Below are 14,241 nucleotides of genomic sequence, written 5' to 3'. Positions count from 1 at the left end.
CAGGGCCCGCCACGTTTGCCTTACTCCTCAAATAACCCTCGTTACCACTCACGACTCCCTTCAGAACCGTACATGTCGGGAAGTCCCGTGCCTGTTCAAGTTGACCCGCTCGTGGTGGCTTCGTCCCTCGTTCTCGAGGGCGCGGCGATGGCCGCCGGGAGTGAGGCGTGGATGATCAGTTGTTCGTGCAAGCGGGTGACCTGCAGCGGCCGCCAGACGGCGCGCGTGGTGGCGACGAGGCGCAGATCGGTGTCCTTCCCCGCCCGCCGGCGCGCGGCAAGCAGCACCTCCAGCCCCGCGGAATTGAGGAACCGGACGAGGGTCAGATCCACGACCAGCCGCCGCGGTCCGGCGTCCAGGGCCGATTCGATCGCACGATGCAGCACAGGCGCGGTGTACAGGTCCACGTCGCCGTCGGCGACGAGCACCACCGTCCGGCCGAGACGCTCGACAGCCACTGTCAGAGGCGGGGACGGGCGCACCGGGAGCCCACCATCACCTCCGGCCGAGGCCTCCATGACCGGAGGGACCACACCGAGCCCTGATCCGTCCGGGTTGCCGCTCTCTGCCGTGCGAGCCGCGTCGAGCGGTTCGGGCGACGGCCGCGGACGGCGCCAACGACGAGAATCGAGCGTTATGAGTTTCACGATCGGAGCTCCAGACATTCCCGACCGCCTGAAGAATCTCACCGCGCGGAAAACAGGCGCACGGCCAAGGAACAGAGACGGCCAGGTCGGCGATCGATCGTCGTGAGGCGGTTTCTGGGCACTCCGGCGCTGTCGTCTCGCATTCTACCCCGAAGGCGGGCGGGAATCGTGTCTCCGGACCGGCTTCTTGTTTCGAGCTGCCGGCACCGCAACGGCGTACAGTCGGCGGTATCCCACCATCAGAGTGGTAGAGAGCGAGAACCCTCGATGTTCACGATCACCGAATCCGCCGCCGAAGCCATCAACCAGCTCACCGCCGCTCAGGATGTCCAGGTGCAGGGCGGCCTGCGTATGACGCTGAGCGGCCTCCCCGAAGACGGTGCCGCGCTCTCTGTCGAGATCACCGCACATCCGGCGCCCGGCGACGACGTCGTCGACGCCGCGGGAACCCAGGTGTTCCTCGCACGCGAGACCCGCGTCCGTCTTACCGACAAGATCCTCGATGTCCGCAAGGACATCAACGGGCATTTCACCTTCCTCGTGGCAAACCCTCACTGAACCTTACGGAGTCCCGTAAGGACTGTCCATACGCGACTGTCGCCCAGGAAGGACCACATCATGAACACAGCTCGAACAGGCGCGAGTGTGATCGTCGAACGGTTACGTCTCAGCACAGGCTTCGCCGCCTCTGAACGCGACTGGGTCGCCGAGCGGCTGGCCGCACTCGGTTCCAGGCTGCGTTCCTTCCAAGACGGTCAGGTCGAACTGGAAATCGGTCTCAAGGATCGGCACGGCACCGGCCAGCAGGTCACGCTCGAGTGCCGACTCCATCGCCTTCCTCACCTGCACCTGGTGGCCACCTCTTCGGCACAGGAGCTGTCGGTCGCGCTCAACGAGGTTCGCAACGACATGATCCGGCAGGTGGACCATGCGAAGACGCGCGCCGAACCGCGGAACAACCGCGCCCTACGGAACACCCCGATCCTGCCGGAACTCGATTAGGCCGTGTCGGTCGCCTCACCGTTTTCACTCCCGCGCGGAAGCCGCGTCACCGCGTCCGCCTTCGGATTCCCAGCGGGACACGTCGCTTTCGCGGGACGTCGACACCGCCTGGCCGCCCAGCGCGCCCGACTCATCGAGGAGCAGCTCCGGGCTGGTCACGTTGTTCTGCCCGGAGGCGGCCGCCAACGCCCGCTCGGCGGCGGCGGGGTCCGCGTGCGGTGGCACGACAAGGAGCGTGACCCGGCGCATGGTGCCCCCGGTCGCGTGCACGAGATGGACGTTCTGCGAGCTGATTCCCTCCAGCCGAATCAAACGACCTTGGTAAAACAGTTCGCTGACCGTGACCGTCCAGCCCGCCGGGGAGAACGCCACGCGCCAAACCGGGCCGGTCCAGGCGGCGAGCGCGGTGGCGAGTTCGGGCACTTCCGCCACCAGATCACGCGACCGCGGCCACCAGGCGCCGTCGACGAAACCGCTCTCCGAGTTGGCAGGCTTGAGCCTGAGCCGTTCGACGACCGTCGGGACAAGGGATTCGAGAGGCGAATTCAGCGGCATATGTTTGCTCCGGTCTCCGGCCATGAAAGCCGGCGTGATGATCAAGCGAAGGCGATATCGGCTCGAACACCGACGCGCGGAATACTCTCGATCATCTTCGACTGTACACCCGCGCTCCACGGAAATCGGGCTTCACTTCTCGGGTATTCCGGGTTTCCCGTCGTATTCCACGACCGTAAGGATTCAGTCGATGAAACCGTGACAGAACAGCAATTCCCCGCTCGTGAATCCGAACGTCACGCGGCTTCGGTGATCGACTGCCCGTAGGCGCTGAGATCACCTGTTCCTGGTTATGCGGAGGCGTGGCACGCTTGGCTCACCACGCTTTTGCCGGACAGGTTCTGACTCCTGACAGGTGGACGCTCATGACGGCCGATCAGCCCGCGTCGAACGACATCGGTACTCCCGACAAGGTCCTGTCCATGGTGCCCCACGGCCTCCGCGTGGCAGCCGCCGTCAGCTGGCGCCTGCTGGTCGTCGCGGGCGCCCTCACGGTCGTGGGCTTCCTGGCCGTCACACTGGCGCCGGTGCTGGTTCCGGTCGCCATAGCCCTGCTCCTGGCCGGCCTGTTCTCGCCCGCCGTTTCCTGGCTGGCACGCAAGAAGGTCCCGCGCGGGCTCGCCACCGCGATCGTGCTGGTCGCCGGAATCGCACTGGCGGGCGCGGTGGTCACCTTCGTGGTCATCACCATCACCGTGGGCATGCCCGAACTGATCGATCAGATCACCACGAGCGTGACGGACCTGCACGCCTGGCTCCGCACCGGCCCACTGCGGCTGAGCCAGGGGCAGCTCGACGCGATGCTCGCGAACCTGACCTCCATGCTCGACCGGAACAAATCGGCGATCGCCTCGGGCGCGCTCACCACGGCGGTCACCGTGGGAGAGCTGCTCGTCGAACTCCTGCTCGTCGTCTTCTGCCTGATCTTCTTCCTCGCCCAGGGCACCAGGATCTGGACGTTCGTGCTGCGCGCCGCTCCGGCCCGGATCCGCCACCGCGCCGACGTCGCCGGGCGCAGCGGATTCACCACCCTCACGCACTACGTCCGCGGCACCGCCGCCGTCGCCTTCGTCGACGCCGCGGGCATCGGACTGGGGCTGCTCATCATCGGTGTCCCCCTGGCGGCACCGTTGAGCACACTCGTCTTCCTCGGCGCGTTCGTACCGGTCATCGGATCGGTGATCGCCGGCGCGGCCGCCGTCCTCGTCACGCTGGTCACCGAAGGCACGGTGGCAGCCGTGATCGTGCTCGCCGTGGTGATCGCCGTCATGCAGGTCGAAAGCCACGTCCTGCAACCCCTGCTGCTCGGCCGGGCCGTCCGGCTGCACCCACTGGCCGTCGTCCTCGCCCTCGCGACCGGACTCGTCACCGCGGGCATCGTCGGCGCCCTGCTCGCTGTCCCCCTGGTCGCCGTTTTCAGCTCAGGAGTGCGAAGTCTCACCACCCGGCCTCCGGCGACGGCAGGCCACTCCGCCGACACGCCGCCTCAGGACGAATAGTCGCGATGCTTGGGCCCGCACGACAGATCGCCGCCGCGCTGGTTTTGGCCGAAATGACCTTCGAAGCGGTCCTGTCCGGTACCGCCGGGCGCGCCCACAACGATCTGGGCTGGATCACCGACATTCACGCCAAGGTCCACCAGGCTTCCGGGATGGTGAAGTACGACTTCGGCATCGCGAACTGTTCCTGGAAGAAGAATGACTTACGAGCGGCGCGGCAACGGTGAGGGGATTGAGCGGCGAGTCTTGTCGAGCGGTGTGTGGAACTGCTGGGCATCGCCGCGGCGGGTGTCGTGCTGTCCGACCAGAAGGGCAAGCCGGCCATGGCGGCCGCATCCTCCGGGCGGGCCCGCCTGCTCGAACTGTTCGCCGTGCGGTCCGATGACGGTCCGTGCCTGGACTGCGTACGCACCGGCCTGCCGGTCTCGAGTGCGAATCCGGCCGACGAGGGCGTCAAGTGGCCGCGGTTCGGGCCCGCGAGTACCGCGCCCGGTCCGGCTCAGCCGAGGACCGATCTCGTTTCCAGCTGTGTCATTGTGGCGTAGCTCATGCCGATCGGGTGCTCTCGCGGCGCACTCTTCGATCTCTCGGCCGGTGTGGCTGATGACGCGCGGCCGATGCGGCCGCCCGCAGGAACTCACGCTGGGCGGCCGGCCTCGTGTCATCCCTGTGGCGCATGACGACTCAGTTCGCGGCGGGGTTACCCAGCAGACCTCAGTGCCTGTTTTCTCGGGCCGGGGCTTTCGTCTGGTCGATCACGCAGAACGCTGTCATCAATGACCAGGGTCGAGAGTTGCCCTGGAGCGCGCACCAGGTCGTACTGTCGAGGTCATGAGCGACCCCATAGCGGAAGCCACGCGACCTAGCGGACTGTGCATCAACACTCTCCGGCATTGGGAGCGCATCGGACACTCGGCTTCATCCACATGACATTCGCGCTACACCCGGCAAACTTCGCGGCGCCACCCTGGTCACGATTGGCGAGTCCGACCAAAGCCGAAAGCACAAAGCGTTCCACAGTGGATACGCCAGTCCCCTGCCAGGGGGAGAACTCTCGCAGTACCTGTGTCACCGCAGTCTCGCCGACGTCCTCAGAAGGCCGCCCAACCTCTATACCGACGCCCGGCCAAACACGAAATTGAGTGAGAACCGGACGGCCGGTACCCCAGGAGCATCTCCAATGCGACAACGCAAACTAGGACAGCACCTCGAAGTCTCGGCTCTCGGGCTGGGCTGCATGGGCATGAGTTTCTTCTACGGTCAGCCACCAGACACGGCCGAGATGACGAAACTGCTGCGGGCGGCCGTCGACCGCGGCGTGACCTTCTTCGACACTGCCGAGGTCTACGGCCCGTTCACCAATGAGGACCTGGTCGGTCATGCGCTGGCACCGGTCCGCGACCAGGTGGTGATCGCCACCAAGTTCGGCATCAAGCACGGCGAGCACGGGCCGACCCCGATGTCCGGGGTCGACAGCAGGCCCGAGCAGATCCGCCGGGTGACCGAGGCCTCGCTCAAGCGTCTTCGAACCGAAAGCATCGACCTGCTCTACCAACATCGCGTCGATCCCGATGTGCCTATCGAAGACGTGGCCGGCACGGTCAAGGAGCTGATCACCGAAGGCAAGGTAAAGCACTTCGGATTGTCCGAGGCCGGCGCCGAGACGATTCGCCGCGCTCACGCCGTACAGCCGGTGACGGCCCTGCAAAGCGAGTACTCGCTCTGGATGCGCGAGCACGAAACCGAAATCATCCCGACCTTGGCGGAACTGGGCATCGGTCTGGTGCCCTACAGCCCGCTCGGCAAAGGATTTCTGACCGGCAAGATCGATTCCAGCACGTCACTGGCCGACAACGACCTCCGCCGTCTGCTTCCGCGCTTCAGTCCTGAAGCACGGGAAGCCAACCAGGCGCTGGTCTCCCTGCTGCGGCAGATCGCCGACGACAAAGGAGCCACGCCTGCCCAGATCGCTCTCGCCTGGGTGCTGGCGCAGAAGCCGTGGTTCGTGCCGATCCCTGGTACCACCAAGCTGCACCGTCTGGAAGAGAACCTGGGCGCACTCGACGTCGAGCTGACGACCGGCGACCTGCGTCGGATCGAAGAGGCCGCGGCCGACATCAGGATCCAGGGCGAACGTCTCCCTGAACAGTTGCAGTCACGGTTCGGCCGCTGAACCCGGCGCCCGAACCTCGGGCGGGTGACGCTTGGACACAGTGACCATCACCCTCATCGCAGGGAACGGCCCCCACCCGTGACGGTTCGCTTCGAAGTGACTCAGCTCACCGCGCATTCGAATTGCCGTCAGATCAGGTACCCGCGAATGCGAAAGCAGGTGAATGGATCACCGACGCGATGCCGGCACCCGAAACGGCAAAGAGCGCCGATCAAAAAGATCGGCGCTCTTTGCGAGTACCCCCGACGAGGTACGGACAGCAACCACGCGTCGTCCAAGCCCTCTGAGCTGCGGCTTTCCGCCACTCTGAGGATCAACCGACTCCGCCGAGACCGCGGTGGAGCCACGTCATGAACCGCGGCCGCCGGGACCTCTCCCTCTGGATCCAATGCGGCTGCACGGCCCTGGTCGCCCTCGGCGCCGCCTACGCTTCCTACATCCACGGCCGCCAGTTCGCCCTCCGCTTCGGCGCCGACACCACGACCGCCTCCATCTGGCCGCTCATCGTCGACGGCCTCCTCACCACCGCAACCGTCGAACTCTGGAAGCCCAGTCGCGACGGCTCCAACCGGTGGCCGGCCTGGGCAGCGTTCGTTTTCGGCATCGCGCTGTCCCTCTGCGCGAACATCGCCTCGGCGCCCGTGACCAGTGCGTTCGGAGTCGCCGTCGCCGCATGCCCTCCGCTTGCTCTGCTACTCGCCGTCGAACTCCTCAACCGAGCACTCAAACGCCACCGCACCGAACCACCAACGCCCTCACCCTCCGACCGCATTCACAAGGAATCCGAACCCCTCACCCCAAACCCGGCCACCCTTCGGCCTACTACACCAAACCCGACGGACCAGCCGGTCAAGCCCAGCGCCGAACAACTGATGTGGACCCACTACCAGCGCGAGCACACCCAAGGCCGAACACCCACCGGCGCCGAACTCGACCGCATCGCCGGAACCCACAACTACGGCCGCCGCATCCTCCGAAAATGGCGCAAAGAAGGCACACTCCCGCATACAGCCACAGCCAACTCCGAACCGCACCCGCCATACGAAACACCGTCAGGGCCCCAAACGACGACATCAACGAACCCACGTCCACAAGCGGACACCCTCGAGCGAGAACTCGCCGAATCGATGCCCTGAGATTCGAGCCAACGTCATGATCAGCATGAGGACATTACGACAACCAAACTGAACAAAACCAGCAGTATGATCTTCAAAGGACCAGGTCAGTTAGTGTCGTCCCCGCGCGAGCGGGGTTGGTCCCATCGCGTTCTCCGACCTCATCGCGAAGGCCGCGTCGTCCCCGCGCGAGCGGGGCTGGTCCCACGTTCGTCTTGTTCCCGACCTCATCCAGCGTGTCCTTCCGCGCGAGCGGGGTTGGGCCGCTTGTCTGCGACCGACATGAGGGCTGTTGGTGTCGTCCCCGCGCAGGCTGGGGTCGGTTCTGCTGTAAGCAATGGCCAAGGAAGCATCCAATGGCGGCTAAGTAGGCCATACGCTCGATCAGGCCATTGGTGTTAGGGGTCGTAACAGAATGATCTTGGGGTGTGGTTTGATGCCATCTACGCGACTGGCCCTCGGGAACTGGCGCTGGATTTCCCAGTGCGGTTCCCGAGGACCAGTGCACCCTGGTCACAGGACCTCACCGTGCGACGAATGGCGGCGCCATCACAAATGCGCCGATCATCGGTGAACAAGCCGGTCGAGCACAGCGCCATCTGCTGGTCGCTACGCCGAGGGTAAGCGCAGCGACCAGCTCAGACGTCTCTACCCACCTTCCAAGTCCTGCGCGAGCTGGCTTGTCTAACGCATCGCGAGCGGCTCCAGCTTGGAGTCGGCGATAAACTGTCGCACCTTAGCCTCGAGGCCGGTCGGTGACAGAGGTGCGACCAGAGCTGCGTCTTCGTCAGTCGGGACGTTGGGGCGGGGATCGCCGGCGCATGTCACCCGGCTGGCCGGAAGTACGCCGTCGACAAAGTACGCGTCTACGATGTCAGTTGCGCAGGTATTATGCCCGTACAGGCCATGCGCTCCCTCATCAGACACTGAGACCAGTTGGTTGCGCAGTCGTTGGGCCATGGCCGCGCCGCCGTCATAACGAGTCTGGGTGTCGCCTTCAGCCTGAATGACGATACCCGTCTGGTAGCCGCTGCGCTGGACGTATGGAGGCCACTCATCTGGGCTATAAGAACGGAATGTGCAAGCTTTAGGGGCTGCCGCGCCGACGCCTACACCGTAAGGGTACTTCTCGCGGTAGACCCGCATGTCGTCATAGTAGGTGTTGAGATCGCGAGGCCAGTCGACCTCGCAAGTCACTGTATCGAACACACCTTTTGAAGTCTCCGCGATGCCCAGACTAGCCAGCACCTTCGCAGCTTGGGCGGCATCCTTCGTCGTCGCCTCGCTCGGCGCGGAGGCATCGCCCGGCCGGGTCGCCCATTCCAGTGCCCCAACAATCCAACCCGCGATTTGCCACTGCGGGCGATAACGTGCACCATACCCCAGCGCAAAGTCGAAAGTTCTCCTGTCCAGCAGCTTTACACCCAAGACTGCGAGGGGTTCTTGATCTAGTCGCTTCGCGATTTTCTCGATCGTACCCATGACCTCCTGCTGAGTTCTCCCCAGCCCGAACGATTCATTGCGCTCCGAGATCCACTTCGCCCACGCATCTACATTCTCGCGGGCAGCCACGGCTTGATTTTTGAACTGCTCGCGCCAGATCCACTCAGGGTGCACAGATGAGTCCAGGACGCTACGCGCAAGGTTTTGCGGAAACAAAGTTCCATAAACCGCGCCCAAATATGTACCGTACGACGTGCCGAGGTAATTGATTTTCTTTTCGCCGAGCACGCCGCGAATGATATCCATGTCCCGCGCTGTGTTCGACGTATTAATGTAAGGCCGGATGCCACCGCCCGCACGATCACAGGCCTCTTCCTTGGCACGCGCCTCCGCCGCCCACGCTGCAAACTCGGCGTCGGTCGGACGCGAGTTCGACGGCGCGAGACCAGGAGTCACTTCACAGCGCAGCCCGCTGGACCGGCCGACCCCTCGCGGATCGAAACTGACCACGTCATAAACATCTCGGAACTGACTGTCCCGATAGGCTGCAGGGAACGGGAGCCCGCTGCCGCCAGGTCCGCCCGGGTTGTAGAGCACTACGCCCTTGCGTTTCGACTCGTCTTCAGCCTTGAGCCGACTGATCGCCAGGGACAGGCGCTCACCATCGGGATCCTTGTAGTTCAGCGGAACCTTGATTTTCGCGCATTCCAGCGTTGGCAGAACTTTCTTGGTTGCCTCTTGGGAGCCAGCGTCCTGGCCCTCCAGGTCAACAGGCTCCACGACGCATGGTGCCCACGTCGGCTGCTGATCGTAGAACTCTTTCAACACGGGCGGGGCCGTACTTTCCGTCACAGCTTCGGCGGTTAACGGAGCGACGAGGCCGGCTGTGATGCCTGCGACTAGAACAAAGACCGAGGATCTGATGGACCCAGACATTACACCTCTCAAATGAGCGAGCAGGGAAAGCACGAATAGAGCTTTCCGGGATACTACGATGACGATTACCCTGCAGCAACGACTGAAGCGAGTGAGAAAAATATAATTCATTATTTCATCAGCGCATCATGAAAAAAGCACTTGAAGTCAGGCTTGTACGGCAGCCGGGCTAGGAGCCCGGCACAAGAAGAAAGAGCTGGTGCTTTCGGGAAGCCGAGTGCTTTCCGAAAGCACCAGCCCAATTTCACTGTTCTAACTCTTCACGCTCTAACATGAGGCTAACCTGCCCGCACCGTCTCCTCAGCCGGCACATCCCCGATCTGATGCCGCAGCAACGGGGCATACGTGGCTACGTTGGCATACACCCCGGCGCTACCGTGGTCTGCACATCCGTTCCCCCACGACACCACACCGGCGACCTTTCCGTCGACGATAAACGGCCCGCCCGAGTCACCCTGGCAGGTGTCGACTCCGCCCTCGGGGAACCCCGCGCAGAACTGCCCGTTGCGCGGCTCGTCCGTGGGATAGTCCTCGGCGCACGCCTCCTCTGAGTAGACCGAGACCTGGGCAGCACGCAGCTGGCCCGAAAGACGCCCATTAGAGCGCACTGCTCCCCAACCGGCGATGGTCGCCTGCTGTCCCGAGGTATACAGATCCGCGTCGTCAGCAGAGGCGATCGTCAGGTAGGGTCCCGGCAGCGACTCTCGCAAGGTCAGCACGGCGACGTCATTCCCATTAGCGGGGATCCCGTCGAACTCCGGATGAGACCAAATGGAGTCCACCTTCACAGTCTTACCATCACGCGACGAGGTCTTGTCACGACCCTGGACGACACGCGCCCGATCCGGGATCAGGCCCGGCACACAGTGCGCAGCCGTGAGCGCCTTGTTTGGGCCCACCAGCGTCGCGCCACACTCGTGAGCCCAGCTGGCCACAGTGTCATCCGAACGCTGAATAAGCTGCTCGAAGCTGAGCAACCACGGAAAGTCCTTGGTGGACGCCGGGTTCCCGCCTACGATCGCCTGTGCGGTGCCTGTTGTGAGGGCCATCGAGGCCATGGCCGCTACGACAGCCAGAGCGCACATTCGCCATTTTCGATTACGCATTACCTACTCATCTCGTTCTCGATCCGCGGCCCGTCGGGTACCGCGAAGGCAAACAACTGAAGAAAACGTTTCTTGCACGGAAACGAGCCCGGAGAATTCGGAGCAAAGATTGACTTCCGCGAATGAAAACTATTCCCACCTCTACTTGCCCGTCAAGGGCACGAGAAGACAACTACCTCCAATAGGGGAATACGAAAGTCGGACCCGAGACCTGACTCACCCGATGCGTGCCCAGAACCCACGCGCATAGGCCACCGTGATCACATGCACCTATTCTTCACGTCGAGAATTCGAGAGAGGTCTTTCACGTGCGCGCGAACTGTCTCCGGCAAGATTGTCAACGTAGTGGCGATCTCATTGTTACTGAGACCGAAGCTGATCAATTGCAGGATTCGCAGCTGCCGACCGGTCAACCCCGCAACGGTCCGATCGCCCTGCCTGCTCAACTCTTGATTGGCAAGGAGTTCTCGAACCTGGAGGGGAACGAGCGCGTCACCGTAATGTGCTTGCCAGAGCAGGTCTGCGAATTCAGTCGAATGAACCGCTCGGGAAGTCATGTAACGGATTCCGAGTTTCAGCAGCTTCTGTACGTAGTGGGCTTCGCTCACCAGAGCGACCACAGTGTCGGCCAGCCGATCCGCTGCCTTGGGCTTGAAATCCGTACTTCCGACTAGAATGTCCGATTCGATAGCCACGACGTCGGGCCGGCGAGTCGTTGACTGCCGTATCGCCGAATGAAGATCCGCACACACGACCAGGCCCAACAGAGATCGTCAGCCCCATCCAGCAGGACCTTCGCAGACATGTGCACGAGGAGCACTCGGTCCAGCAGCGCGACCGTGGTAGGCCGGGTGGCCAGCCGGACGGACTGCGACACAAACGTGTTGACTGATCCACGCATCCGGAGAAATCCATGAACAAAGCGTTCACATACGTTACTGACGGACATCGGTTCGTCGGCCTGCGCCGGACGGGAGCAGACGCGCCCGGCGCAGGCTCACGTCCAGTCCTAACCTCGAGGCTGTACCTGCTTTTGTATCGTTCCGGCCAGCACACCCGGGCGCGCGGATCCGATCGTCACGGTGCCGTCGGCATGGGTCCCGGCGTCTGCCGTCCTGGCCGATACCCGCACCACGATCGTCCGGTGGTCGGCGGAGCTTTGGTTGCTCTCGTCGACGTTCAGCCGGATCGGATCGAGTACGACCAGTACCCGGCCGTCGTCCTCCACCCGGGTCCTCAGGTCGCTTCCCTGGCCGCCACCGTCGAGCACGTGGGTGGCCACCCCGGTGAACCGGAACCCGGTCGGCGCGATGAACCGTTGCTCAGCCGAGGCCAGCACCGGCATGCCGGCCGGCGCGAAGAACGACACCGTCATCACGGTGTCCTGCCCTGGCGTCGCGTCCGGTGTGTGCGTCTGCTTGATCTCGAGGGCGGAGGCATCCGCGGCTTCGATCGTGAACTCGACCGGCGCCGACTCCGAGGCCTGTCCGCCCGCCGAATCCGTGATCGACGACGACAGCTTGTGCCGTCCGACGGCGAGATTCTCCGGCAGCTTCGTCCGCCACTTGCCGTCCGCGGATGTCTTGACGGTATGCACCTGCTGCCCGTCGACGAGCACCGAAACGGTCCGAGTTTCGGTGACCGGCGCGACATCCCCGCCCCGTCGCAGCTCACCGGTGACCTCGGCACCTGGTTTCACCGTCACGTCTGGCTGTGGCGACAGCAACACCGGTGTGGCAAGGGCCGCAGCCGCCTCCTGCCACTTCGTGATCATCGGCCCTGGATACACCTTGTCGTCGCCCGGCATCGGGACCCCGGAGCACACGACGTGCGCCAAGGGGCGTTCCCCTCGCTGCAGGTACCGGTACGCGACGATGTCCGAGCACGGATTGTTTCCACGGAACACCCCGTGAGTGCCGGCCCCCTGAATCGCGACCAGCTTCGAGTTCGGCAGTAGCTCCAGCGTGGCCAGTCCTTCCTCCCAGGTAGTGGCGAGGTCATACTCGGCCTGCATCATCAACGCGAAGGGGAAGTTGTCGCTGTTCTTGATGTCACTTGGCCCCGGCACCTTTCGAAGCTCACCGTCGCCGAACGGTGTGGCGTCCGCCAGGCTGCCGGCGAGCGCCAGACGGACCGCATAAATTCCTTGAGATATACGGTTCCCTTTCATGATGCCGGCAAATTCCGGAGGGAGCATCCACTCGGAATTGACAGCGAGTTCTAGTCCGCGATCCGCCAGCAGCACCATGATTCCTCCGGCGCTGTCCTCGTAGAAGGTGTGGATATCCGCCTGGGCCGGGCCGGACAAGAGCTTGTCACGAACCTGGATCAACGTGACGTTCCGGTCGTCGGCCAGGTACCGCTTGGCGTCGGCAAGCCCTTCGGCGAACGCGGAGAAACTCGAGTCGGCGTAGGCGGTCCGCATCCACGCCGATTCGATGTCCTGCTTCGACAGTCCTCCCAGCCTGCCTCCGGCGGCTCCCGCGAGGATCGCGGTGTAGGACTCCTGGACCGACTTCTGGGACTCGCCAAGACCGTACTTGTCGTCGTGCCTCGCCAACCAGGCTGTCAGCTGTTCGTTGCGCCGGGAGAGGCCGACGTCCACGGCCGCCTTGGCGCCCTGCACCGCGGTGTTGCTGTCGAGAATGAACCGCCCCGACCGGGTCGGGAAGAGCGCCTGGTAGGTCCGGCCGACCGTGGTTCCGTAGGAGGTCCCGAAGTAGTCGATCGCCGGCTCATCGAGCAGGTGGCGCACCAGGTCGAAGTCCCGCGCCACGTTCTCCGTCCCGAGGAAGGCAGCCTGCCGGTACTTGATCACACACGACCAGTCGGTTCCGTCGTCAACCAGCGCAGTTGGCCGGTAAGTCTCCGGATCGAGCTTCTTGCTGCTGCAGGGGATCGGACTGGACTGTCCGATCCCTCGTGGATCGATACCGATGATGTCGTGCGTTTCCGACAGCGCGGGCAGACGGTCGGCGACCTGCATGGCATAGTCGGACGCTGATCCGCCAGGGCCGCCCCGGTTCACGAACAGCGGCCGTGCCCGCTCTCCCGCCGACATGGCCGCACGCACCCGCAACGCGTAGAGTTCGAGTGTGTAGCGATCCGGCTCCAGGTAGTTGAGCGGAACGGTGATCTTCGCACACTCCACTTTCCGGTAGGCGATCTCTGCGAAGGCCGGATCCTTACGCCTGTTCTTGTCCGCTTCGCTGCAGTTGTCCTCACTCCACTTCAGTTCTTGCCCCAAGTACTTCTTCGAGAGCTTCTCCGTACCGACGAAGGCCAGCTTGCCCGTCGGAGGTTCCCGCTCCGCGGCCGCACTCGGCAGCGCCACACCACTGATGACAAGCACGAGCGACGACACCGTCGCCAAGCGTTTCAGCGCACGCGACTTCATGGTTTCTCCAGATCCATTCGCCAATCCTGGCTGAACTATCTCACAACAATCTCCCGCTTAAAAAGGATGCAAAAATTCACCAAATGGCCGTGAAGGCCATCACGGAGGCAGGTGGATTGTTGTCATGTCCAGCCGACATGATCACCTTTAGAATCGAGGTTCACACGAAATGCGGCCGACAAATCCGATACTCGAAAGTAGGCACTTGCCTACAGGTACGTTGCGCGTAGACGCTTTCTCGTAGCCGGTGGCGCCAAAGAATCTCGGTGACATGGTCAGCCGCCAGACTACCGAGGTGGTGCGAATTGAGCTTGCCCCGGTCCGGCGGACACCGTCAGAGTGGTCTTAGCGACCACGGAGAGGTGTCC

At 63.6% G+C, this 14,241-nt stretch carries 13 protein-coding genes; 7 read left to right on the top strand and 6 right to left on the bottom strand.

Annotated features, from left to right (window positions below; genetic code table 11):
• Positions 1 to 95: 95 nt before the first annotated feature.
• Entirely contained in the window at positions 96 to 458 is a 363-nt protein-coding gene (locus L324_RS30780; RefSeq protein ID WP_235783696.1) for an STAS domain-containing protein, read from the bottom strand.
• A gap of 456 nt (positions 459 to 914) precedes the next feature.
• Between L324_RS30780 and L324_RS30775 the strand changes: the two genes are divergently transcribed.
• Both L324_RS30775 and L324_RS30770 read left to right on the top strand, forming a co-directional pair.
• On the top strand, positions 915 to 1,205 hold the full coding sequence (locus tag L324_RS30775) for a hypothetical protein (RefSeq protein WP_037316943.1): 291 nt from the start codon (positions 915 to 917) through the stop codon (positions 1,203 to 1,205).
• 87 nt (positions 1,206 to 1,292) lie between these two features.
• A complete protein-coding gene (locus L324_RS30770) occupies positions 1,293 to 1,649 on the top strand; it encodes an HPF/RaiA family ribosome-associated protein (RefSeq protein WP_235783695.1) in 357 nt (118 codons plus the stop codon).
• 24 nt (positions 1,650 to 1,673) lie between these two features.
• Here the strand turns inward: L324_RS30770 and L324_RS30765 are convergent, their stop codons facing one another.
• Positions 1,674 to 2,204 (bottom strand): DUF5994 family protein, encoded by a 531-nt coding sequence (locus tag L324_RS30765; RefSeq protein ID WP_051174174.1) that lies wholly within the window; start codon positions 2,202 to 2,204, stop codon positions 1,674 to 1,676.
• Positions 2,205 to 2,569: 365 nt separating this feature from the next.
• On the opposite strand from L324_RS30765, the gene L324_RS30760 reads away from it, so the two are divergent.
• The 5 genes from L324_RS30760 (at position 2,570) to L324_RS41815 (ending at position 7,012) form a co-directional block, all read left to right on the top strand.
• A complete protein-coding gene (locus L324_RS30760; RefSeq protein ID WP_051174173.1) occupies positions 2,570 to 3,703 on the top strand; it encodes an AI-2E family transporter in 1,134 nt (377 codons plus the stop codon).
• Positions 3,704 to 3,756: 53 nt separating this feature from the next.
• Positions 3,757 to 3,930, top strand: a complete 174-nt coding sequence (locus tag L324_RS42900; protein ID WP_161780897.1) for a hypothetical protein — start codon at positions 3,757 to 3,759, stop codon at positions 3,928 to 3,930.
• 33 nt (positions 3,931 to 3,963) lie between these two features.
• Positions 3,964 to 4,248 (top strand): hypothetical protein, encoded by a 285-nt coding sequence (locus tag L324_RS30750; protein ID WP_051174172.1) that lies wholly within the window; start codon positions 3,964 to 3,966, stop codon positions 4,246 to 4,248.
• A gap of 635 nt (positions 4,249 to 4,883) precedes the next feature.
• Positions 4,884 to 5,876 (top strand): aldo/keto reductase, encoded by a 993-nt coding sequence (locus tag L324_RS30745; protein WP_037316934.1) that lies wholly within the window; start codon positions 4,884 to 4,886, stop codon positions 5,874 to 5,876.
• A 350-nt stretch (positions 5,877 to 6,226) separates the two neighbouring features.
• Entirely contained in the window at positions 6,227 to 7,012 is a 786-nt protein-coding gene (locus L324_RS41815; RefSeq protein ID WP_081736524.1) for a DUF2637 domain-containing protein, read from the top strand.
• Positions 7,013 to 7,675: 663 nt separating this feature from the next.
• On the opposite strand, the gene L324_RS30735 is transcribed toward L324_RS41815, so the two are convergent.
• From L324_RS30735 to L324_RS30720, 4 genes are all read right to left on the bottom strand, one after another.
• Complete coding sequence (locus tag L324_RS30735) at positions 7,676 to 9,262, bottom strand: alpha/beta fold hydrolase (protein WP_161780896.1); 1,587 nt, start codon at positions 9,260 to 9,262, stop codon at positions 7,676 to 7,678.
• Positions 9,263 to 9,648: 386 nt separating this feature from the next.
• Entirely contained in the window at positions 9,649 to 10,428 is a 780-nt protein-coding gene (locus L324_RS30730) for a S1 family peptidase (RefSeq protein ID WP_161780895.1), read from the bottom strand.
• Positions 10,429 to 10,736: 308 nt separating this feature from the next.
• On the bottom strand, positions 10,737 to 11,171 hold the full coding sequence (locus L324_RS30725) for a LuxR C-terminal-related transcriptional regulator (protein ID WP_037316925.1): 435 nt from the start codon (positions 11,169 to 11,171) through the stop codon (positions 10,737 to 10,739).
• Between the two features lie 314 nt (positions 11,172 to 11,485).
• Complete coding sequence (locus L324_RS30720) at positions 11,486 to 13,537, bottom strand: alpha/beta fold hydrolase (RefSeq protein WP_268871962.1); 2,052 nt, start codon at positions 13,535 to 13,537, stop codon at positions 11,486 to 11,488.
• Positions 13,538 to 14,241: the final 704 nt, after the last annotated feature.

Source organism: Amycolatopsis orientalis DSM 40040 = KCTC 9412 (genome assembly GCF_000478275.1).
GTDB classification, from domain to species: Bacteria; Actinomycetota; Actinomycetes; order Mycobacteriales; family Pseudonocardiaceae; genus Amycolatopsis; species Amycolatopsis orientalis.
The sequence above is the reverse complement of the archived record's forward strand: the minus strand, read 5'-3'. Positions and strand labels throughout refer to the sequence as shown.

Excerpts from the sequence above, each read along its gene's own strand:
- L324_RS30775 (WP_037316943.1), top strand. The coding sequence starts at position 915 with ATGTTCACGATCACCGAATCCGCCGCCGAAGCCATCAACCAGCTCACC.
- L324_RS30765 (WP_051174174.1), bottom strand. The coding sequence starts at position 2,204 with ATGCCGCTGAATTCGCCTCTCGAATCCCTTGTCCCGACGGTCGTCGAA.
- L324_RS30760 (WP_051174173.1), top strand. The coding sequence starts at position 2,570 with ATGACGGCCGATCAGCCCGCGTCGAACGACATCGGTACTCCCGACAAG.
- L324_RS42900 (WP_161780897.1), top strand. The coding sequence starts at position 3,757 with ATGACCTTCGAAGCGGTCCTGTCCGGTACCGCCGGGCGCGCCCACAAC.
- L324_RS30745 (WP_037316934.1), top strand. The coding sequence starts at position 4,884 with ATGCGACAACGCAAACTAGGACAGCACCTCGAAGTCTCGGCTCTCGGG.
- L324_RS41815 (WP_081736524.1), top strand. The coding sequence starts at position 6,227 with ATGAACCGCGGCCGCCGGGACCTCTCCCTCTGGATCCAATGCGGCTGC.
- L324_RS30730 (WP_161780895.1), bottom strand. The coding sequence starts at position 10,428 with ATGGCCTCGATGGCCCTCACAACAGGCACCGCACAGGCGATCGTAGGC.
- L324_RS30720 (WP_268871962.1), bottom strand. The coding sequence starts at position 13,537 with ATGTCGGCGGGAGAGCGGGCACGGCCGCTGTTCGTGAACCGGGGCGGC.